This is a genomic window from Chloroflexota bacterium, from assembly GCA_016219275.1.
Taxonomy (GTDB): Bacteria; Chloroflexota; Anaerolineae; order UBA4142; family UBA4142; genus JACRBM01.
Window position 1 is genome coordinate 44,198 of record JACRBM010000096.1, and the last position, 21,130, is coordinate 65,327.

26 protein-coding genes are annotated in these 21,130 nt (G+C 57.6%); 22 read left to right on the forward strand and 4 right to left on the reverse strand.

What is annotated here, in order from left to right:
• Positions 1 to 26: 26 nt before the first annotated feature.
• The 3 genes from HY868_25445 to HY868_25455 form a co-directional block, all read right to left on the reverse strand.
• Positions 27 to 401 (reverse strand): hypothetical protein, encoded by a 375-nt coding sequence (locus HY868_25445; GenBank protein ID MBI5305499.1) that lies wholly within the window; start codon positions 399 to 401, stop codon positions 27 to 29.
• A gap of 156 nt (positions 402 to 557) precedes the next feature.
• Positions 558 to 1,289: a hypothetical protein gene (locus HY868_25450; GenBank protein ID MBI5305500.1), complete on the reverse strand. Its 732-nt coding sequence runs from the start codon at positions 1,287 to 1,289 to the stop codon at positions 558 to 560.
• The gene (locus HY868_25455) at positions 1,286 to 1,510 is read right to left on the reverse strand and encodes a hypothetical protein (protein MBI5305501.1); all 225 of its coding nucleotides are present in this window, start codon (positions 1,508 to 1,510) and stop codon (positions 1,286 to 1,288) included. The genes HY868_25450 and HY868_25455 overlap by 4 nt, the downstream gene beginning before the upstream one ends.
• A gap of 102 nt (positions 1,511 to 1,612) precedes the next feature.
• On the opposite strand from HY868_25455, the gene HY868_25460 reads away from it, so the two are divergent.
• The 5 genes from HY868_25460 (at position 1,613) to HY868_25480 (ending at position 4,982) form a co-directional block, all read left to right on the forward strand.
• Positions 1,613 to 3,841: a hypothetical protein gene (locus tag HY868_25460; GenBank protein MBI5305502.1), complete on the forward strand. Its 2,229-nt coding sequence runs from the start codon at positions 1,613 to 1,615 to the stop codon at positions 3,839 to 3,841.
• A 20-nt stretch (positions 3,842 to 3,861) separates the two neighbouring features.
• The gene (locus HY868_25465) at positions 3,862 to 4,170 is read left to right on the forward strand and encodes a hypothetical protein (protein MBI5305503.1); all 309 of its coding nucleotides are present in this window, start codon (positions 3,862 to 3,864) and stop codon (positions 4,168 to 4,170) included.
• Between the two features lie 7 nt (positions 4,171 to 4,177).
• A complete protein-coding gene (locus HY868_25470) occupies positions 4,178 to 4,327 on the forward strand; it encodes a hypothetical protein (GenBank protein MBI5305504.1) in 150 nt (49 codons plus the stop codon).
• Between the two features lie 81 nt (positions 4,328 to 4,408).
• Positions 4,409 to 4,708 carry a BrnT family toxin gene (locus tag HY868_25475; protein MBI5305505.1) on the forward strand — a complete coding sequence of 100 codons (300 nt, stop codon included), beginning with the start codon at positions 4,409 to 4,411 and terminating at the stop codon, positions 4,706 to 4,708.
• Positions 4,701 to 4,982: a hypothetical protein gene (locus HY868_25480; GenBank protein MBI5305506.1), complete on the forward strand. Its 282-nt coding sequence runs from the start codon at positions 4,701 to 4,703 to the stop codon at positions 4,980 to 4,982. Before HY868_25475 ends, HY868_25480 begins: the two co-directional genes overlap by 8 nt.
• A gap of 20 nt (positions 4,983 to 5,002) precedes the next feature.
• Here the strand turns inward: HY868_25480 and HY868_25485 are convergent, their stop codons facing one another.
• Positions 5,003 to 5,149, reverse strand: coding sequence for a hypothetical protein (locus tag HY868_25485; protein ID MBI5305507.1), 147 nt, complete (start codon positions 5,147 to 5,149; stop codon positions 5,003 to 5,005).
• A 204-nt stretch (positions 5,150 to 5,353) separates the two neighbouring features.
• Between HY868_25485 and HY868_25490 the strand changes: the two genes are divergently transcribed.
• The 17 genes from HY868_25490 to HY868_25570 all read left to right on the forward strand — a co-directional run bounded on the left by HY868_25490 (position 5,354) and on the right by HY868_25570 (position 21,031).
• A complete protein-coding gene (locus HY868_25490; GenBank protein ID MBI5305508.1) occupies positions 5,354 to 5,683 on the forward strand; it encodes a hypothetical protein in 330 nt (109 codons plus the stop codon).
• 8 nt (positions 5,684 to 5,691) lie between these two features.
• Complete coding sequence (locus HY868_25495; GenBank protein MBI5305509.1) at positions 5,692 to 6,777, forward strand: hypothetical protein; 1,086 nt, start codon at positions 5,692 to 5,694, stop codon at positions 6,775 to 6,777.
• A gap of 22 nt (positions 6,778 to 6,799) precedes the next feature.
• Entirely contained in the window at positions 6,800 to 7,255 is a 456-nt protein-coding gene (locus HY868_25500) for a hypothetical protein (GenBank protein MBI5305510.1), read from the forward strand.
• 11 nt (positions 7,256 to 7,266) lie between these two features.
• Positions 7,267 to 8,217, forward strand: coding sequence for a hypothetical protein (locus HY868_25505; GenBank protein MBI5305511.1), 951 nt, complete (start codon positions 7,267 to 7,269; stop codon positions 8,215 to 8,217).
• 33 nt (positions 8,218 to 8,250) lie between these two features.
• A complete protein-coding gene (locus HY868_25510) occupies positions 8,251 to 8,796 on the forward strand; it encodes a hypothetical protein (GenBank protein MBI5305512.1) in 546 nt (181 codons plus the stop codon).
• Entirely contained in the window at positions 8,796 to 9,620 is an 825-nt protein-coding gene (locus HY868_25515; protein ID MBI5305513.1) for a hypothetical protein, read from the forward strand. The genes HY868_25510 and HY868_25515 overlap by 1 nt, the downstream gene beginning before the upstream one ends.
• Entirely contained in the window at positions 9,617 to 10,360 is a 744-nt protein-coding gene (locus HY868_25520; GenBank protein MBI5305514.1) for a site-specific DNA-methyltransferase, read from the forward strand. The genes HY868_25515 and HY868_25520 overlap by 4 nt, the downstream gene beginning before the upstream one ends.
• A complete protein-coding gene (locus HY868_25525; protein ID MBI5305515.1) occupies positions 10,353 to 10,817 on the forward strand; it encodes a hypothetical protein in 465 nt (154 codons plus the stop codon). The genes HY868_25520 and HY868_25525 overlap by 8 nt, the downstream gene beginning before the upstream one ends.
• Positions 10,783 to 11,061: a hypothetical protein gene (locus tag HY868_25530; GenBank protein MBI5305516.1), complete on the forward strand. Its 279-nt coding sequence runs from the start codon at positions 10,783 to 10,785 to the stop codon at positions 11,059 to 11,061. Before HY868_25525 ends, HY868_25530 begins: the two co-directional genes overlap by 35 nt.
• A complete protein-coding gene (locus HY868_25535; protein MBI5305517.1) occupies positions 11,004 to 12,170 on the forward strand; it encodes a hypothetical protein in 1,167 nt (388 codons plus the stop codon). The genes HY868_25530 and HY868_25535 overlap by 58 nt, the downstream gene beginning before the upstream one ends.
• A 5-nt stretch (positions 12,171 to 12,175) precedes the next feature.
• Positions 12,176 to 12,457 carry a hypothetical protein gene (locus HY868_25540; GenBank protein MBI5305518.1) on the forward strand — a complete coding sequence of 94 codons (282 nt, stop codon included), beginning with the start codon at positions 12,176 to 12,178 and terminating at the stop codon, positions 12,455 to 12,457.
• Positions 12,458 to 12,461: 4 nt separating this feature from the next.
• Positions 12,462 to 12,971 (forward strand): hypothetical protein, encoded by a 510-nt coding sequence (locus HY868_25545; GenBank protein MBI5305519.1) that lies wholly within the window; start codon positions 12,462 to 12,464, stop codon positions 12,969 to 12,971.
• A 5-nt stretch (positions 12,972 to 12,976) separates the two neighbouring features.
• Positions 12,977 to 13,981 (forward strand): hypothetical protein, encoded by a 1,005-nt coding sequence (locus HY868_25550; protein MBI5305520.1) that lies wholly within the window; start codon positions 12,977 to 12,979, stop codon positions 13,979 to 13,981.
• Positions 13,982 to 14,065: 84 nt separating this feature from the next.
• Positions 14,066 to 14,788 carry a hypothetical protein gene (locus tag HY868_25555; GenBank protein MBI5305521.1) on the forward strand — a complete coding sequence of 241 codons (723 nt, stop codon included), beginning with the start codon at positions 14,066 to 14,068 and terminating at the stop codon, positions 14,786 to 14,788.
• A gap of 62 nt (positions 14,789 to 14,850) precedes the next feature.
• On the forward strand, positions 14,851 to 15,012 hold the full coding sequence (locus HY868_25560; protein MBI5305522.1) for a hypothetical protein: 162 nt from the start codon (positions 14,851 to 14,853) through the stop codon (positions 15,010 to 15,012).
• Positions 15,009 to 20,669, forward strand: a complete 5,661-nt coding sequence (locus HY868_25565) for a phage tail tape measure protein (GenBank protein ID MBI5305523.1) — start codon at positions 15,009 to 15,011, stop codon at positions 20,667 to 20,669. The genes HY868_25560 and HY868_25565 overlap by 4 nt, the downstream gene beginning before the upstream one ends.
• Positions 20,669 to 21,031, forward strand: coding sequence for a hypothetical protein (locus HY868_25570; GenBank protein ID MBI5305524.1), 363 nt, complete (start codon positions 20,669 to 20,671; stop codon positions 21,029 to 21,031). Before HY868_25565 ends, HY868_25570 begins: the two co-directional genes overlap by 1 nt.
• The last annotated feature ends 99 nt before the right edge of the window (positions 21,032 to 21,130 follow it).

Genomic DNA, 21,130 nt, shown 5'->3' on the forward strand with positions numbered 1-21,130 from the left:
GCTCACTGCCAGTGCTTTTTTTCTTTCTACGCGTTTTTATGCTCCACCTCATCGCGCAGACCCAGTTCGTAGAACCGACCCGGTTCGAGTCCCTCTGGATTGTCGGTCAGGTAGAGGACGACAAAGCACCCAGCGTTCTCGCCCAAGTTGAAATTGTGCGGCACTTTGCCCTTGATTCCCGCAAACTCGGCGACTATTTCAAGGTTCTTGGCTTGTGGCGCGACAAGCAACAGCATCACGTTCGTGCGTTCCAGCAACGCCCTAAGATTGGCGAGTTTTCTTGGGGGTCGTGCGGTCAACGGATCGGGCGTCGGGGCGCTTGCCGATGTAGCGACTGGGTCGGTGTCGCCTTCCATTCTTGGTTTCTTCCCAGCGGAATCGGTAGTAGATGCTTGTGACACGTTTGCCTCGATAGATTTTTGCTTCGATCCGTCCCCCCATTTCCAGCGGAGTTGCGAGTCGTCGTTCTTGGGGAGTCTCGTCAATATCGCTCAGATCGTCCCTCAAGTCTGCGCCCCCCAAAGCAAAACTTTGGGGAGCTTGACTTGCGGGACTGATTAGTTTGGGGCTTCGCCAGCTTTAGCGTCACTACCGAACGCTCTTTGGGGACCACCGATCGGTGGAGTCGCGGGACGATTGCCTTGTCCGTTGCCGGGTGGAGTTATTGGCGCGCGATTGCTTTGTCCGTTGCCGCCCGGCTTGGCGTTGAGCATCCGTTCGGTCTGTCCGAGCACTTCGCCGCGCAGTTGACCGGCGTACTGCTTCGCCTTTTCGTCCGCAATCGCGGTCATTTCATCCTTGAGTTGCTGATACGCCATATCGCGGATCGTGTCGGAGTGTCCGCCGATCTTGATCGAGTGCAGCACTTCCGGCGACGTGATATAGTCGGCGATCTTGGCGATGAGATTGACCGCCGTCGCAATGCCGACCAACGCGACCGGAGCCGCTTTGTCCATCATGCCCGCGCCCGTGGCGTTCGTCACGTCCGACAGGAACGCGATCAGCACGAAGAACGTATCGAGCACCGCGGCGACGATGGACACGGCTTTTTGCGGCGTGCCTTCCGCCTTTTTGACAAAGTTGAAGAACCAGTAGAGCATCCCGCCTTCAAAGATCACCAATCCCAGCACTGGGATGACGAACTTGAGTACCGAATTGTCTTCGGCGACCGTGGTGTAGAGAATGTGCCACGACCGATAACCAGTCCAACCGAGCACGACCAAGCCGAACAGCCAACCGATCCCGTTGATCACCAACGCCGAGATCGAACCCGCCGTACCCTTTTTCATGTTGACCCTCCCAGTTTGGCGAGAACTTGACGCAAAAGTTCTGCCAACATTTTAACTTGCCCTTCAACTCGCGCGAGCCGAGCTGAAACCGTTGGAATCCCGATACGCTCGCGGATCGCATCCTTGACGAATTCGCTCGCTTCGCCGTCGCTCAGGTCGTCAAGCACCTTGGCGATGTCCTGGTCATCCTCGCCCAGGCGAAATTTGAAAAACCTGCGCATCCTGGCTCCCCGTTGCAACAGTGTGCCCACAGTGTACCATATTACACAAAACGTGTCAATACATATTGACACAACTCGTGGAAAGTGATATACATAGAATCAATGGCGCGCGTGAAGACCTCCCTCAAAACCAAACCGGCTAGCCCATCTCCCGCGACGGTTCCAGTGACCAAGGACGAACTGTACGCGCGAGTGGGCGCTTCGCCATTTTTCAAGGGCGAAGCAGAGTCGGCGTCGCGGATCATCGCGTCGCTCGGCGGCGTGCGCGATGCGCTCGACGGGAAAGCAAGTCCGCAAAATGCGATTGAGGCGCTGGCGACAGCGATGGACGAAACGTATGCGGCGATGACTTCGGCATCCCAGGAAGCGCAGCCGCCGCCGTCGGAGTGGTTGGCGGGTTTTCGCTTCGTGGACTATCTCTACAAAACGAACGGGGACATCGCGCAGACCATCGATATTCCCACTGACATGCTTTGCAAACAAGTGCATTACTCGTGCGATGACGATGGCGCGCAACATGCCTGGCAAGAGTTGTGGGGTGGGGTAGATGCGCCGGGGTTGCTGGGTATTGATATTACCGCGCTGTTCGAAGAATTCTTCTACGAGAACGAAACCTACTTCAACACGTTTCCCCTCGAAATCTGGAACGGGGACACCCCAGTTGGGATCGCCATGCTTGAGCCGCATTCGATGTGGGTCGGGCGAAGCGTGACCAACAACTTTGGCTACTCGTTGATGATGCCCGGCAAGTTCGAAGAAGCCAAGTTCAAGGATATGGTTCATCCGTTGGCGTACAGTTCGTTTGTCGTGGATCAAAATGTGCAAACTGGGCGGTACACGCGTGTACCAATTGCCCCTGAAAGTATGCGTCCGATCTACGGACGCAAGTTTGCGTTCCAGCGTTACGCGACGCCGCTCTTGATGAAGTGCGGTCGCAATGCGCTCAATCGTTTGATGAACGAGGAACTGCGACGTGGAACGACCGAAGGTTTTCTGAATCAGATCTTGTTGATCACCGTCGGCGCGAAAGAGGACTCGCCGCAAGTTATCAAGTCCAAGATCAATCAGATGAATAGCAAGATGGCGGCGCAAAAGAACGAGCGCACTGGTTTGCTCGTGTCGGACTATACGACCAAAGGCGAGATTCTTGCGCCCAAGAGCGTTGAAGAACTGATGGGCACGGCGACGTGGGCGGAAATTACGCAGGCGATTTTCCGCGACCTGGGTTTCAGTGTTTTCTTTTTGACAGGCGAGTTACCCGGCACGAATCCACGCGGCGGCGCGCAAATGGAGATCAACGTTCAATTTGCGATCGAACGTTGGAAACACAAGCAGCGCAAAATCCTAGAGTGGTTCGCCTACTTTTCGCGCAAGTTCGCGTTGCGTCAAAAGAGCCATGCGCTATTGAAATACCTACCCAAGTTTTCGATGGACCAGATCGGCATTGAGCAGACCCAGGCAATCAAAGAGCGGATCGTTCCAATGTACATGGCGGGACTGCTCGATCCCCAGCAAGCCCTAGCGGGAGCCGGGTATAACTATAGTCTGGTCGTGAAGAACAAGCGCGAAGCGGCGGCAAACGCAGAACTCTTTGAGCCGCCTACCATCTACAAACAAGAAGCGATCAACTCGAATGGCGATTCGAAAGAGACGGCGTTTTCCCCGCGTGGACGCCAACCCGACGCACAAAACCTGGACCGCATCAATGCGGCGCGTAACCCAGTGAAAGACTCGGCGCGCGATTGGACTGACGAGATCAATACGCAATTCGACGCGATGGTTGTCAGCGGCGACCGCGTTGCGTTTGCCAACTGGATGAAGGCGCAACTGCGTGAACGACTCGATCAGGCGTATGCCGACGGCGTGCAGCGTGGCGGCGGGAGTGAGATTGACGCCCAGTGGCGCGACGCGACTCCTTACGGCGCAAACTTTCACCTTGGTCGGATGGATGGATTCGCACCGGCATTGATTGCCGCCGCGTCCGAAGACTTGGAGTACTTGCGTTATCGTGCGCTGCTGTATTCGAGTGCGTCGCGCACGCTGTATTTGCTGGGCTATCAGCAAGCGATGAAAGGGCAGGGCGCAAAGAGTTGGCAACGCGTGACGCACTCGGAATTATCCGAGTCGGGACCGTGCCCCAAGTGCATCGCAGACTCGGCGCAAATCCATCCGATTGACGAGCCATACTTTGAGTTACACGCGCATTCGATTTGTTCGGCGCAAACGGTTGACTTTCACTTTGGCGCGCGCCCGCGCGCGTCGGCGCCATTGCCAGATTACGGCGCGATGACCGTTCATCGGTTGCGGAGGTTTCCAACAGCACAAGGGTAAGCGATCAAGGGAGGGGGCAAGTGATTACAGGGTGCAATGTGCATTTCGTCGGCAAGACGGGCAAGCATTATCTCGCCACGATCGAGCAAGAACATTACGATTGGAAAAGCAAAACGGTCTCAGTGGATTTAATCGTCTTCGTGCGCGAGTTACAATCGGTCAAATTCTTGAGCGGCGTTCGGATGGACCAGGACGACAAAGCGCCGGGGACATTTCACTGGATTGAAGACTGGGGCGCACCGCCAACCTTTGAAGAATTGAGTAAACCAAATGACGAGCACAGCGGCGACGCTGGTTCAGCAAATCTACAACCATCTCAAGCGCAATGAGCACGACTTGAACACGACCTTGCACGGCGAACTCATGGTGACGTTCGCGCACGGAGCCGTCACTAAGGTGGAATTGCTCAAGCGCGCGAACGTATCTGCCGATCCGAATGCAACGCTATCGGCGGCGATGCCGACCAAACCCACGTCAACCACGTAGACCTCCAAAATTCATGCTTGACGACCTCGATTATATATGATACAATCAAGATATCGAAACCGCTGGAGCAAACCGCGAAGCATGTCGCATCCGTTTTACGATTTTGAGTGGAACGCCGCCAAAGCCGCAGCAAATCTGAAAAAGCACGGCGTCAGTTTTGAAGAAGGCGCGACGGCGTTTGAGGACGACCATGCGTACATCCAAGCCGATGAACTACATTCCGATGAGGAGGCGCGACAAACCCTACTGGGGTACTCGGAGCGCAATCGTTTGTTGGCCGTCTCATTTGCACCACGCGCGCCCAACCTGATTCGGATTATTAGTGTTCGCAAGGCGACCCCCAGAGAGCGAGAGTGCTATGAAGAAACAAGTGATGTCTAAAATCAATCCCAATGCGCCGTACATTCCCGAATTGGATGATTACGAACTGCCGGCAGAGTTCAAATTTGATCGGCGCAAAATGAAACGCAATCCGTACGCTGGGCACGTCAAATTGACACACGGCGGCGCGCGTCCCGGCGCGGGGCGCAAACCGCTCGCCGAGCCGGTCGAGCGGCACACGATTACGCTCTTCAAATCACACGCGAAATTTCTGCGCGGATTGGATAGCAATCTGTCAGCGGCGATTCGCAAGTTGATTGCGAAAGCCAAGTAGCCCGGAACCGCGTCCGTGTCCTACTTGCGCGGTCTGCTCTTGGGATAGCCGACGCGCCGTGGCGGTTTGGCGAACCGTTTGACATCAGCGGTGCGGATCACGCCGAAGGCGAGGCGCGTCCGACCTTGTTCGCGGGTATGCGTTCTGCCGGTTCGACTATCCGGCATATCTTTCGACGGCATCTCGCAGGTGGCTGATCGTCGGGCGCGCTGCGATTGACGAACGATCGGTTTGTCAGTTAGAACCACCAGTGGTTGATTAACACAGATAACTGTGGTATAATTTTTACACCAATCAAATACTCTGTATGAAGTGCTCACGGCTAACGCCGACGGACTTGTCCGTCGGCGTTTTTCATTTTCGGAGGTTGCATGAAAAAGAAAACCATGGCGGCGACGCCCGCCGCGACCCAGCACGCGTTTGCGTCCGCCGCACAGACGGACAGCGTGCAGTTGATTTACGCCTCGGCGTTCGCCGATGCGGTCAAGCAGCTCAACGCGTCGCTGACCGAAGGCAACTCGTTGAGCGCGCAACTCCGCGCGCGCGCGACCGAGTTGAATCAGTTGGGAGACCTGGTGGATACCACGCTGGCGGCATCGCAAGCCGAACCCGGCGAGGACGACGAAGCAAAAGAAGACCCTGAGAAGCCAACGACCGAGGCGGCGAAAGATGAAGACAAGTCCGCCGCAGAAGCGAAGTAGAGGTTGCGATGCCTCAAGTCAAGTTTGAACAAATCAATGTGAGCGATCTCACCGAAGCGCAACTCACGGTCGTCGGCTCGGATCGCGGACGGCTGCTGCGTTTTCAAGGCGCGATTCTCGCGCGCGCTGAGGTGAACAAGAACCGCGATGAGATTGATGCCGCGGGGATCGGCGAAGTCGCCGCCACTTTGCCTTTGCTCGCGATAGACGACGAGCACAAGGAAAAAATCGTCGTCGGTTATTTCACCGATGCGCGCAATGTTGGCGGCGCATTGGAAACGGACGGCATCATTTTCGCCGACCGTTTCCCGGAAGTTGCCGACGATGTGATGCGCGGCAAAGCGTTTTTGTCCATCGAGGCGGACGCCCGGATTGCGACGTGCTCGGTGTGCGGCAGCAGTTTTGCGAACGACGCGCAGTACTGCGATCACTTGGCGAATCGCCTGAGCGGCAAGGCGGTCCGCAAGTTAAGCGGGATGTCGGCGGTGGGTGGTGGAGTGACGCGCAATCCCGCTGGCACGAACACCAAGTTTGACCAGAACCGCATTGTCTTCATGGCGTCGTTGGCGAGTGAGTCGAGTGAGTCAGACAAGCCCAGTGCGCCGAGTGCGCCAAGCGCACGCGAAGCGATTGCGCTTGGTCCCGCCAAGGCGGACGAACAAAAGCAAGCGAACGCGGCGCTCGCCGCGCAACGACTGCTCGCCGCATTCACGAGCGACCTGGGTGCGCCACCGTCGTTGACGATGTATCGCCCAGTCCTTTCACCGCTGACCTACGTCGAAAACCCGGCGTGGATTGACGAGCTGGTCGCGCGTGTGACTAAGCAAGTTACCGAGTCCATGCAGGCGGCATTGCAACAAGCGCAAGCCGCGGTGACTCCACCGCCAACTCCACCGGCGACTCCACCGCCAACTCCACCGGTGCAAGACCAGAAACGCGAAGACGTAAAGCGCGTGCTCGCCGATAAACTCGGCGAGAGCGATAAAGGCACGGAAAAAGTTACGGCGTCCGCCAAGCCAGTCGGTGTCGGGCTGATGGGTGTTGCGTTGGACGCGCAAACTACCACGCCAACTGTCATCAAAGCCAGTTGGTAATTCAAAAGGAGCCCACAGCAAAATGGCTGATCAAGATTTTTTCCAGATTGCTGACGCTTCCCGCGCGTTCATGCTCGGCGGAACCGCCAAGAATGCCGCTGAACTGTGCGAGGGGAAGCTGGTCGTCCGCAACACGGACGGCACGATTCAGCAAGCGATTGCGACGGATAAACCTCACGGCTTTGCGTTTTTCCGCCGTGTGTTTACCTACCGCCCAACGTCCAAGTATGCCGACGCCGGCGAGCAGGTCTCGTATGCGGCGGGCGAAGTACTGGCGCTGGCAGACAAGGGTTTCTTCGTCGGCGCGACGTTGCCCGCCGTCGGCGACGAACTGTACTCGGCTGCCGGCGGATTGATGGCGACGGCGGGCACCAACAAGATCGGCAAAGTGATCGGTACTGGCGACCGTCCATCCGCCCCGAGCACGACGGAAAATTTCGTCGTGATTCTGTGTCACTTTAGTGGCAAGGACATTTAAGGAGTAGCCACATGGAAGCAAAATTTTTCGAACTGTTGACGATCAATAAACGTGGTCAGCTCGACGTGCGCGGCAGCGCCGAACTCACAGCCGTGCAACAACTCATGCGCGAAACCGGCATGAGTAATTCGAAGCCAGTCCACGAAATGATGGGCGCGGGTGTGCGCGAACCGATCCGCTTGCTCTCGCGCTACAAAGAGTGGGCGTTCTACTTTTTCCAGGACTGGAACGTGACGCCGGGCGAAGACAACCGCATTCCGGTGGATCACCCTATTGGCACGTCGTTCATCACCTCGCCCGAGGCGCGTCCCTACGCCATCACGCCGGGCACTCAACTGTGGGTGGTCCCTTCCTTCTTTGAAGTCAAAGGCATGTTGCGGATGCCCTGGCGTTTGCTCAAGACAGCGGCGTGGCCGATCTTGCAACGCCGCCTCGAAGAAGTCTCTGACGATATGTCGCGCAAGCGCGACAACGGCGCGAAAGCCGCGATGGACTTGGCGATTGCGACCACGACGGGGCACACGTTTTCGTCAACGGGCGGCAAACTGAACAAATCTGCGGTTGACGCGGCGGTGACCGCCGCCATGGCAGTCAATTTTCCGATCACACAAATGGCTCTCAATCCAGCGCGCTTGACGGACATGGCTGGGTGGACGAACGGTTCGATGACGGCGATCCCGTTCTTCTGGGGACCGGACTCGAAGAAAGAGGAAGTGTACTCCAAGCTCTACGCGGATGGCTACGCGGGTTTGCGCTACGTGTTGTCGCACAACATCCCGGTGGACGAAGTGTTCCTTTCCGGCGAGCCGTCGGAAGTTGGCTACCACCAGATGTACGGCCAGGCGGAAAGTGCGTCGGATGTCAACATTGAAGATGGGGTTGACTTGCACGTCGTCCGCGAGGATCACAGCTACTACGTGGGCAACCCGTACAATCTGTGGAAAATCAACATCACGGCGTAAGCCGCACTTTGGGAGACCGACTAGGAGGAAACCATGGGAACCAGAAAAACCACAAAGACCGCGGGGGCCGTGAAGCTGACGCCGGCCCCTGATCCCAGCAATGCGCTCTTGCTGAAAAACTTGTCTAACACCGTGATCGTCATCAAGTCGTCCAAGCCAGACCTGGAAGACGTGTCCGTGCAAATCCACGGCGAAATCGTGCTGGATCAAATTTGGCTGGACAATCGTTCCGTGCAGGCGCTCATCTTGCGCGGGATGCTCGCCTACGAATGGGTGGACAAGTATTACCAGACGGCGGTGCTGCCCGATGCTGGGAGCGCGCCGACCGAGATCATCCCGGACGACAGCTACGAGCGCGAGTTTGCGCGCCAAATCGCATTTGGTCCTAAAGAGCCGGGGCTGCAATACATTGCCGTGACGCGGACGGTCGAAAGCACAGGGGAAATTGACGTGCGCTACATGAAGGAACACTTTTTGAAAGTGCTGCGCCTGGCGTTGTGGTATGAAGAACGACTCAAGCAACGCAAGCCGATCATCGACGCGCTCAAGGAGCGCATTGACGTGATTCGGAGCATGTGATGTACGACTTGGCGCGGGATGGGGTGGATGACTTTTATGCGCGGCGGCCGGGCGCACAACGCCTGGTCCGCCGCGAACCCTTGTCGGGGATCGTCGACGGCGCAAATAAGACGTTCATCGCGCAGCATCCGACCTGGCTGTTGAGTTCGCTCAAGGTCTACGTTGGCGACACGGTGTACACCAGCGCCGACTTGACATGCGACCCCGACGGCGGCGTGATTCAATTTCCCACCGCGCCGACCGTGCAGCCACTCGCCGATTACACCGTCGTGCCGTTGACCAAGCAGCAAATCGTGTACTTCGTGTGGGCTGGGTTTGACTTGATGGAAGTGTTGTGGACACGCGGTTTTTCGTTGAGCAAGAACAACCTGCTCTACGAACCAGCTACCTACACCGACGCGAGTATTTACATCTGTCAACGCGCCCAGGATGGGACTGTCGTTGATCCGACGATTGGCGCGGTCAAGTTCTCGGAAAGCCACCCGCAAAAAATGGTGATCGCGCAATGCACCGAGTTAGCGTACATGGACTCGCTGTTCTCCGAAGCCGCCGCGTCGGACATCAGTTACCGCGAACGCATTACCGGCATCGCGCTCGATTCGAGCTTGCGTCCGCGCAATCTCAAACTCGCACGCGAAGTGTTGTTCGCCAGCGTGCGAAATGCGATCTACGCCGCGATGGAAGAAGCCGGCGACATTGGACAGTTCTCCGCGCAAACACTACCGCCGCACAGCGCGGATTACGAAGCGTTCTGGCACTGGCAAAAGGATTCGCCGTATGGCGGACTGACTGTGCCTGGGACGCTCAGGTGGAACTTGGCATGAACACGAGCGAACTGAGACGCGGCGACTGTCTGCAACTGCTTGCCGATATGCCAGATGATAGCGTGGACATTGTGGTTACGTCGCCGCCCTACAACCAATTGGGCAAACGCATTCCCAGGCAAGGCACTGGGATGCACAAGACCAGCAAGTTCATCGCCAAGGTCGGCGCGATCGGCTACTCCGACGACATGCCCGAGCCAGAGTATCAGGAGTGGATTCGGTGTGTGGTGCGCGAGTGTCTGCGTGTCGCGCGCGGCTTGGTATGGGTAAATCACAAGACGCGCTACCGCGACGGGGTCGGCATCCACCCGCTTTCTTTTCTGGGCGAGTTTCCGCTGTACTCCGAAGTGATCTGGAATCGCAAGATCAGCATGGCGATGAACGCGAAACGCTTCTCGCCCGCGCACGAGTACGTCTTTGGTTTTGGCGAGCCGCATTACTGGGATGATGCGTCGAATCGGCTTATGTCAGTGTGGAGCATTATGCCTGAGACTGGCAAGACCGAACATCCGTGCCCATTCCCCGAACAACTGGTCGCGCGCTTGATTCATGCGTCGTGCCCGGTCAATGGCGCTGTGCTTGATCCGTTCGCCGGCAGCGGCACGGTTGCGGCGGTCGCCGTGAAACTGGGACGCAATGCCATCGGCTTCGACGTGAATGAAGCGTACTTGCGCGGAGCAGAGCGGCGCGTCGAACGCGCCAAGATTCAGGCGCACTTTGCGGAGCTGGTCCATGCTTAACTATTGGAATGGACGCAATAACTCGCAACTCACCCTGACGCGCCAACTCGGTCCGCGTTTGCTCGCGCGTTATCCATCTCAGCAGAACTGCACCGCGCCCGATTGTGGCTGGGATGAATTCACGCAGAGCGCCAAGAAGACGGGCTGCCCAGTTTGTCACGGCAAGGGGCGCATTGCCGGTTGGACCGATTACTATTTTCGCGCGCGCGTCAAGTGGAACGCCGCCGTGCAACTTGCTTTCGCGCAACCCACATCGGGAATCGAGATGGGCGATTTGACGTTGACCGTCTCGCCCTACGACAAGGAATTGATGGAGCGCGTGTTGAATTTGGACGACGCGTACATCGAAGTGGACGGTAAGCAGATTCGTCCCAGCGCGATTCAACGCTTGGACGTGCCAACCGTCGGGGAGGAATATCAAGTTGTCTGCCATCTGTACAACCCAGGCGAAGACTGACGATAGTTTGTCGGCGAAGGTCGAGCAGTACGCCAAAGAGTACGCCGTGTTGAACCATCTGCGGCGCGCCGCCGCGTGCATGATTCTCGCCGAACTGGATGTGAAGTTTCCGCCGAGCGACGAACGCATTGCGGTTCGCAAAGCTGTGATGGACTCGCTTGGATGGTATTCGAGAGAGGTCCAGCGTTGGGTATCACAAGGACTGGCGGACTCCGCAACGCCATCGCCAAACTCACGCGACTAGCGAACAAGCTTGAACACCCAGAGGATTTGACGCGCCAACTTGCCGCCGCGATGGTCGCGCAACTGGGGAACGTGGTGCCGACGGGTGACGCGCTCGACGCCGAGCCGACCTTGATGTGGTCGGCGTTTCAGCACGCGACTATTCACGGTACACACGCCTCGATTGGCGATACGAGCATCTTAACAAACGAATGGAAGCGCGGCGCGCCAAAGAACACCATCGGCGACTTTTTGCGCTGGATGATTCAGACCGAGCAAGGGTATCTCGGTCGGCGACGCGGCGACAATATGGGCACGCGCAAACACATGGTCAAGATGGTGACGTGGCGCAAGCGCAAGCCCTATCGCTTTGGCAGAAACGTCAAGCGCAAACGCGCGCGGGCAAAGGCGAACAAAGAACGTTTCGAGCGCGAGTATCCCAAGTTCAAGGCGCAATTTACCGAAGCGTTCATGTATCGCCGCGCGACCAACCTGTACGATCCGTGGGACAAACTCGGAGCGGGAGTGAATCTATCGCGGAAGGAATTGCGCCAAGCGGCGGCAAGGGCAACGCGCGAGATGAAACGCGGCACAGCACCATCGAAGCGCAGGCAACTTTCGTTGTTCCTCACTCACTTCAAGCGACACATCGTTCCGAAAAACCGCAATCCTTACCCGATGGATTTTCGAAGTTTCGAGGAACTTTACAAATCCAAGTCGCCCAAAGTTAGGGCGGACAGAGCGGCGAAGAAAAAATACCGCAAAGAACAATTGCGCCGCCGAAAAATCAGCAAGGGCGTGCGCGCATATTACGACCAACATCCGCCCAAGTGGAAAGCGGTCGAGCGGAAACGCGCGCTCGTGGTCATCAAGCAAACACGCAAAGGTAATCAGCTGTCCACGAAGCGGCGCGCGACATTCAGAAAAGCCATCGTCAAAGTTCTTAAAACACCAGGACTGATCCACACTCAAGCCAGGGAGAAGATTGATTTCATTCTCGGTCCCAGGTTGAAGGGCGCGATGCAGAATCAAAAGCGCGAGACCGTCGAGACCAATACCGAAAAGGCATCGCTCATTGAATCGCTCAGAAAGAGGATCAGAGAGCGCCACGCCGCGCATCAAGCGAAGTAGTCGAAATGAGTAAGAAGCAAAACAACACCAACAAAATCTATCTCGGCAATCACAAGCCCGATCGCGCCGGAGCGTGGTTCGAGTTGCCGCGCAAAGCCAAGATCAAACTGGCGCAGGAGCGACGCGCCGGCAACTTTGGCGGCACGCCGGGTCGTGCGCCGTACTGGTGGGCGATCAACTATGGTTTGGCGTCGGCGCGCATCGAGAAGCGTTTGTTTCTCCAACGCGCCGTCTCACAATTTCGATTGCAGGCGCGCGCGATCACGCGCGTGTGGCTGAGGTCATAAGCCCATGTTGGACTTGAGGAATGTCGAACGCAGTTTGTACGAGCACGTCAAGGGCTTGCTCACCGCCCCGACCGGTGGACTGCCGGTGCCGTACAACGTGTACGGCGAAGACGCCTACACCAATTCCAGCTTTGCGCCGGTGTTTCCCTATGTCTGGATGCTGGGGTTTCGCGTTCGTCCCCGCAAGTCGCGCTTGCCGCTCATCATCGTGGATGTGGGAAACACTCGCCACTCGCCGTTCGAAATGGGCAATCGCAATGGCGCGATGGCATTCGCACAACTCAACATCTTTGCCAACACGCGCGGCGAACGCGATGACCTCGCGGCGTATCTGCTCAAGCAAGTCGAGAACGTTCCGGTGTATGACTATACCCCGGCGACGCCGACGTTTCTGTGGAACGCCGAACTGCTCGACAAACTATCTCAACGTAACAGCATCGGCGAAGATGCTGGCAAAGAAGGCAGTCTTACCAACTGGATGACCGTCGCCTACGGTTTCCAACTCAAGGAGTAGACAGAATGGCATTTACCAATCCCGCCGATGTTGCGCTGCTCGCGCATCGGTTTCAACCCATCATCTTGAACACGGCGACCGCCGAAGAATTGCTGGTCAGCCGCTTGCAGAGTTACGAACCCAGCATCCGCGCGAACATGGAAACGCACGAGGAACTGGGCAACGTGGATCCCGTCGGATACACGAGTGATGCGCCCGAGTTCAGCGTCACGCTGGAAGAAAACGTTCACTCGTCCAACCTGGACTTGCTGCTCGCGGGCAAGGACGTGCAGACGATTACGGCGTGGAATTTGGCGGACTACATCAACAACGGCGTCATCACGACCTACTTGCTCGAACGCACGAATGCGCCGGTGACGACCATCGCCGGCGAGTTGGAGTTTACCAACTGCGTCGTGTCCGATATCGTATGGTCGTGGCGTGTGCAGCAAGCCATCACCGCGCAGTACACCTTGCTCGGTCGCTTTGGCAACCGCTACAAAGCTGCCAACGTGATCCACACCTGGCAAGCGCCGAATACGTCTGCGCCCGGCGGAATCAAGGCGAAAGACGCGCGCTTGTTCTTGGGCGGCGCGACGGCGACTGACCGTGTGTACCGCTTGCAGGCGTTCACGCTGCGCGCGTCGTTCCGCGCCCAGCAAGTTCCCGAAATTGGCTCGCGCAACCTGGCTGGCACGGTCACGAATGTGCCGCAAGTGCGACTTGACGTTGAGTTTGCCGCCGCCGATCCGCAGCCCGACTCGACGTTCTTCAGCACCGGCGCAACCAAGTCGGACTATGCCAACCCGACGCTGCTGACGGGCAGTGCGATCCGCGTCTACGATCCCAATGCGGCGGAAGGCGCGACGGTCTTGCGCGCGTGGTCGCTCGAAAACCTGATCGTCGGCGATGCGAACCCAGTGCGCGCCCAAGTTCGCAACATGGCAACCAAGCGATACTCGCTCGTGGTCCCGAAAGTGACGACGGCGGGCAGCGCGGGGGTCAGGCTTTTCGTGGGTGACATTGTTTAATCGTGCGCCGAGCGCAAGCAAAGTGATTGCGCTTGCGCTTGGCGAATTCAAACGGAGGAAAAGATGGTTGAGGAAAAACAGGTTATGTGGAAAGTCAGCGTGGACGATATGTTCCGCTGGGTCATTGCGGTGAATGTCCTGGGTCGTCCGTATTGGATTCGTGCGTTGTCCGATACGGACACCCAGGAACGCGACGCCTACGCGTTGCGCGTGATGGCGTTGCGCCGCAAAGCTCTGTCGACGCCGGGAACGGATGAACACTTGGTCTATATCGAAGGACTCGCCGATGAAGACGACGACGTTCTGCGCTCGGTCGTGCTCGCGGGCGATGTGCGCGACTGGGTGCGTGAAGTTCAGCAAGTCATTCAACCCCAACTTTACCCCTTCCCCGACAACGCGACCGACGAAGAAAAAGCCGAAACACTTGCCCGGCGCGACGCCGAACCCGAACGTATCCGCAAACTGCGTGTGGACTGGGTGAACGAACGCGCCGAGCCGCGCAAAAAGCAACTCGCCGAGTTCGATCACGCGACGTTGGTGCGGCTCGCCAAAGAACGCCAGATCGTCGCGCAGACGCGTGCGATGTACGACAAGGCGTTCATGGATTACACGATTTATCTTGCGTACTTTCGGGACGCCCAATGCACTCAGCGCGCTTTCGAATCGGTCGAACAAGTCGGACAGCAAGCCCCCTTTGCCACAGATGCGATGGCGGACCAGTACATTGAGGAAATGGAGCGCATCACGCCGGAGGACTTGCAGTATTTTTTATCGATGAACGACTCCAAGGATTCTTCATCAACCTAGAAGGATTCCATCTTCAACTTGGCGCTGACCCGCGCCGAATTCCTTGGTGGTGGACGCACGCCTTGGCGATGTATCGCCAAGTCAAGGGCATCCTGGAAGCGAGCGCGCTCGACCACGAGAAGATGGTTGCGCCCAAAGAGTACTGGTTCAATCAACAAGAACTCGACGCCTGGTACGAGTCGCGGCGCGACAAGGCGGCGAGACTCCCGAACGGTGACACATGAGCGACGAACAAGTTCAGGCACAAGGCAGCGACAGTTCGCTGAATGAAATCATCGGCATTGACGTTGCGTTAGACGCCAATGCGGGCAAGGCAGTCATCGAATTGGTGACTGCCTTGCAATCGTTAGACACCACACTGACCAACCTGGGTAGTAAGGATCTCGGTTCGTTCTCAAGTCGGTTTATTCAGCAACAAGCGGCGATGCAAGCGAGCATCCGCGCGACGAATGAGCTGCTGATTACCCAGCGCGAGTTGATGGGCGCGCAAGCGACTGCGCCCGCCGCCGCGCAAACCTTTCCCTCTGTCGCGCAACGGCTTGGACGTGATGAGGGCGGGAGCTACGCCAGCCGCTACGCTACCGTGTCCGAAGCGACGGCGATTGAAAACTCGGTGCGCGCGCGCCTGTCGCGGAGTACCGGCGAGTCGTACACTCCTTCGCCAATCACGAGTATTCGCAATGGAGTTGTGTACGAGAATGTGCCATTTCAACCGCGCTCGGTCTATCCGACGGGCAAGATCGTTCCTGGGTATGGACCTGGGACGATGGATGTTGAAGGCGCTGCCGAACTCGAACGCCACAATGCGCGGAAAGCCAAGCGTATCGCCGCGGCTGAACTTAAAGCCAAGCAAGTTGATCTTGGCGCGATCCCGCCCGGTGCGATCAAGTTCGAAAGCTATGAGCAATGGGACTCACTACGCACGCCCTACTTCAAACGCAACATCGAGGGTGCGGACTATCTCATTCCCGAACCCGTTGAAACGCCCAAACCCAAGAAAATTCGCGGAGCGGAAGCGAAGGCGCGCTCCGCTCGCCGCGTCGTCGAGGACAGCGACCTGGGTGACGTGGTAGGTTCGTCGGTCGGACCGTTGGACCTTGCCGCGCGCGAACGCGCTGGTAGAGTCGGACTGCCCGGTGTTGACTTGTCGGGCAAACACGTCGTCGTTCCGCACCGCACACAAGAACTCAGGTCAGCGCCCGAAGCCGAATCGAGTGAAGCAAAACCGCGTCGCAAACGCCGAACCAAAGCGGAGATGCAAGCGACAGAAGAAAGACTGAAGCAACAAATCCGCGACGAGTCAGCGGCATTTGTTGAGTCAGCCGAACGTCTATATCCCGACGTTGAAATCCAGGACATTGGCGGATTCCAAGTTCCGGTTCGCAAGGCAAATAACGCGGCGCGAAATCTTGTGACTGACAGCGGCAGAGTGTTGCCTATTCCAACTGCGCCGCCCAGCCCATCGCCGAACATTCCGCCGGCGCAGCCACACGTCGCGCCGAACATTCCGAACGCACTTGGTCCGTCGTCAATCCCAATGAGCGTACCGTCATGGTCGCAGACCGCGACGACTCGGCGCGCAACGCAACCGGCGACACCGCCATCGGTTCCGCCAACTCAGCCGCCCCCTCCGTTGACTCCTGGGAACAACACGCCGCAAGGCGCGTTTTCCCAACTGCCCTCGCCGCCGCTCGTTGACCGCATGTTGGCGTACAAGCATGGCGTCATGCGTTCGAGCGCCGATTTCCAGGCAATGAATCCTGAAACTCAAGATCAGTTGATTCAAAGCGTATTGTCTGGCTATGGGCACGAAGGGGTATTCCGGGCGAACAAGTGGATGCCAAGATCGTGGCAACTCAGCCAAGCCGAGCAAGATATTTTGCTCGAGTCGCCGATTGAAAGAACATTCCGACAACACGCCAATCCAAACACAGGCGTGCTCAATACGGATGCGTTTTCGAATCAGTTGGCGCGCGAGCGACTGGGATTCACTGTGCAAAACTGGCAGCGCGCGCAAACGATGCGTCCCGACTGGGCAAAAGAGCAGGCACGCCAAGCCTTGCTCGCCGTGCCCGAAGAAGAAGTGGTCAAGGCATTCACGAACGGCACGATGACTGCCGCGCAGATGACGCAGTTGTTGAACGACAAAGCCACTGCCGCGTCGCGCACGATGTCGGGTTGGCAGCGGGTCTTCAATGGACTTGAGTTTTCAATGGTGCGTTCCATCATGGTGATGGGCGTCATGTGGGGCACTATTCAAACTGGGGGACAAGCGGTTGCCGCGCTGACGGACAATTTTCTCAAGCTCGACAAAGCATCGTCGCAAGCGGCGTATGCGTCGGGTCGCTCCATCGGCGAGATGCGCGGACAGGCGCTTGACGCGATGATCACTGGCGCGAAGTACGGGCAAGGTCCGACCGAAGCGATCAATGCGTTCACCCAAGCCTCGCGCTACACCAAAGATACGAGCGATCAGCAAAGATTGGTGGATACCAGCGCAAAGATGGCGGTGATGACGGGCGGCGATCAAGCCAAGATGATGAAAGACCTCATCACGATCACGCGCCAGTGGAATTTGTCGACCGCCGAAACGACGCGCGTGCTCGATGTGTCCGCTGCTGCCGTCAAGAACACCAATGCGAATCTCGGCGACTTTGTTGAATCGATGGCGCAAGGCGCAATCGTCGGCAAGGAAATGGGCTGGTCGCTTGAGCAAACCGCTGGGATGTACGCGGGCTTTTTGCAGATGAGCGGCAAGGGCGCGGGTGAAGCGACGACGTTCTTTGAACGCTTGACGACGATCGGTTCGCGTCCGACGGACTTGAAACAACTGAATGACATCGGCGTCTACACGCGCGATCAGAACGGTGAACTGCTGCGTTCGTCGCAGATCCTTGACCAGCTTGCGGCAAAGTGGAGCAGGCTGTCGGATACCCAAAAGCGCATGGCGTCGGACTCGATGGCAGGGCAGCGCCAACTCGACAATTTCTTGGTGCTCATCAACAACTATGCCAAGTTGACGGACTATCAAAAAGAATTCGCCAACTCTGCCGGCGAAGGCGAACGCGCGGTCACGACCATGATGAGCAACATCAGCGATCAAGCGGGTCGCGTGTTCCCGGCTATCGGTGCGCTGGTGACGGCGGCGCTGACGCCTGATAGCGAAACAATGGCGTGGTGGACGAATTGGCTCAGGGGGATTGCCGACTCTGCCGGCGCACTGGCGGCGGTCAGCTCCAAGAAGGGAAGTTCGCCGGGACTCAAGTACGCCATGGACCAGGGTGCGGGCTTTGACGTTGCAGTATACGAAGCACTGGGATGGAATGATTCAGCAGACGCGCGACTCCGCGAAGCCATCGCCACAGCCAGCAAGATTGATAATAGCAAGTATCGCGGTTATGGCGCTGAACGCGCACTGCGCCTGGAAGACGCCGAAAAAGAGTTGCGCTTGGACCCGACTTCGGTTGGCATGTCGGAATCTGAAATCATTCGAGAGATTGAAGGGCGAGCCGCGACCCTGGGTTGGCAGAAAAAGGATCTCCGTTCTACCAGCCAGCTGTGGAATTCGATTATTGGCGCTGGCTATCGTGCGCCCGAAGATGGCGCGGCGGCGATCAATGGTGCGCCCGGCACATCGCGCCCGTCGGGTTTTGAGCCGACTGCGTTCAAGTTCGGCAATCTCGACATCACCAAGTACACGCGCGCCGAAGTGGACTCGCTTTCTCAGATGTCGGAAAACTTGAGCAAACAGTATCTTGCCGCGATTGCGCCGCTCGACAAGAACGGTGAGTACGCCAAAAAGATCAAGGAAGAATGGGCGAACACGGCAGTCGTACTGCGTCTGGTCAATGGCGAATTGATGACGTTGACCGGACCCGCCGCCGCATTCCTGGGTCAGACCGAGAAGATCAAAGAGAATCTTCAGCGACCGAACATCCAAACAATGCCGGAGCTGAACAAGCAAACCGCGCCCAAGCTGCAAGGTTATCTCAAACAATACGAAGGACTGTTGACGAATCTCGGCGTCAAGCAAACTCCGCAAGACTATCTGATGTTCGGACAGGGCGGGCAACTTTACAAGTACTTTACGTCGTCCGAAGCGATGACCTTGGCGATGGAGTTGTTGCGCGAGGAAATCAAAAAGAACACTGACGAGCAAGGCAAGCTGCGCGGGCATTACAACATCCCGACCGCGTTTGGCTACAAGCCGCCGACGCCGTGGGAATACTACGACAAGACGGGCGCGCGCGACATGGGTCCCGTCAACTATCCTTGGCTATTCAAAGATGGTCCGACCGACAAGGACGGCAAGCCGTTGATCGGGTCGGTGCCAAGTGGGATCACAAACACGTATGCCACCACATTCGGCGCATCGGTGGACCGGTTCGACGTGGCAGTGACTCGCTTGCTAACTGGGGCTAGTCCCGACGGCAGCAAAAGCGGGAGCGCGTCGGCGCTCCAAACCTGGGCGCGCGGCGAGAATAACGTTTCCCCGGCGAGTTCGCCGGCGGGCGCGCTGCGCGGCGCATCGGCGCTGCAAGCCCGGGCGCGCGAGGAAAGTCAAGTTGATGGCGCTCCGTACAACGGACGCGGAACTTACGCACCTGGCTTTGGCTTTACCGATTTTGCGCCAACTCAATCGCGTGGAGTTGACCTTCAAGACGAATTCCGCGATGACATTTTCTCGAAATACAACTTTACCAATCAGTCGAGAAGTGTTTTGGCAAGTGTGCCGCTCTATCTGAATGACAAAGATAGCCGCGAAGGATACACGGAATATCGTGAACGCGACGACGGCAAAGTCGAAGACATCGCGGTCGTCCTGCAATCTGCCAAGGTTGGGCAGTTCCGCGATACGTCCGTGCATGAATTTGCTCATGCCTGGTTCTTTACGATGGACAAGGCGATGCGCGACCAATTTGTATCGGCTGCGCGTGATGCGACCAAATCGTCTACCCCCGAACTCGCCAAGCTCATCTCTGGGACGAAGGACGAAGAACTGTATGCGACCATCGCATCATTCATCATGGGTGACACCAGCAAGTTGCCAGCCAGCTTGCAGGGCTATTACAGCGGAATGTTTGGCGGACTTGGACCAATGTCCGGCGTTGCGATGTCCACGCCGACTGGGGCGCGCGGCGCGCCATCCCGCAACAACCGACTCAACGTTCCCTACGCCGATCTCATTACTGCTGCCGCGAACAAGTACGGCATTCCCCAGGAAAACCTTGCCGCGATCATCAAAGCCGAAAGCGCGTTCAAGCCCGGCGCGATCAATCGCGCGAGCGGGGCGACGGGACTAGGGCAAGTGATGCCGAGTGACACTCACATCATCCGTAACGGCGTCAACTACGATCGGATGTTCCGCGACCGACCGACGACCAAGCAACTGCTCGACCCAGCCACGAATATCGAATGGACGGCGCGCATCTTGGCGGGCAACTGGAAACGCACCGGTTCGTGGGAAGGCGCGGCGTCGCGCTACTTTGGGATCGGACGCGACGCCCAAGGCACGACCACCTCGCAAGCGATGCGAAACTACACCAACGCGCTCGCACAGATCAACGGCGGGCGACCGATGCAAGTGCAGGGCATTCCGCAAACCAACTCGGCGCTTTCGAATATCAGTTCGTCCAATCGCATGATGGCGACGAATATGTCGGCGATGCCGCGTATGGCATCGGCGATGACGATGATGGCAAGCATGGCGTCACAGCAAGTCTCGCTCTTGTCGCGCATCGCCGCGTCGGTGGGCAAGCCCATCGTCGTAACGGTGCAAGGCACCGGATCGGTTAGCGCGAGTGGCGCAATCGGCAAGGGAAGCGCCGCGTCAGGCACGAGCGGAATGACTGGCGCGAATGCCGGACCGTGGAGGAAATAATGAGCAAGTGGACTATCGGCGGAAACACGTTCGACTTGAATCCCAAGTCCGACTCGGGTTGGCGGTATCCGCCGGTGCGAAGCAAGCTCCAACCCATCGGCGCGAATCGCTCGATCATTCAGCATCACGGCTTTGAGTCGGGCACACGGACAATCGAAGGACTGACCAAGAGCAAGGCGCTGCGCGACGCCTTGCTCAACTTGCACCTGTCGGGCAATCCCTTTACATGCACCGACCAGGACGGCGCATCGTTCTCGGCGCTGTTTGCCGAGACGCCCGAATTCCCCGTCCACATTGATACGAGCAACCCGGCGAACCTTTTCCAGTCCTACGATTTCAAGCTGACGCTCATCAAGGCGTAAGCGCAATTTTTGCGCTCGCCAGTGGTTGCAAATTGCGCTTGAACACAATCACTGTATCATTACACTATTGCAAGTTGTGTTGAAACATAATATAATCTG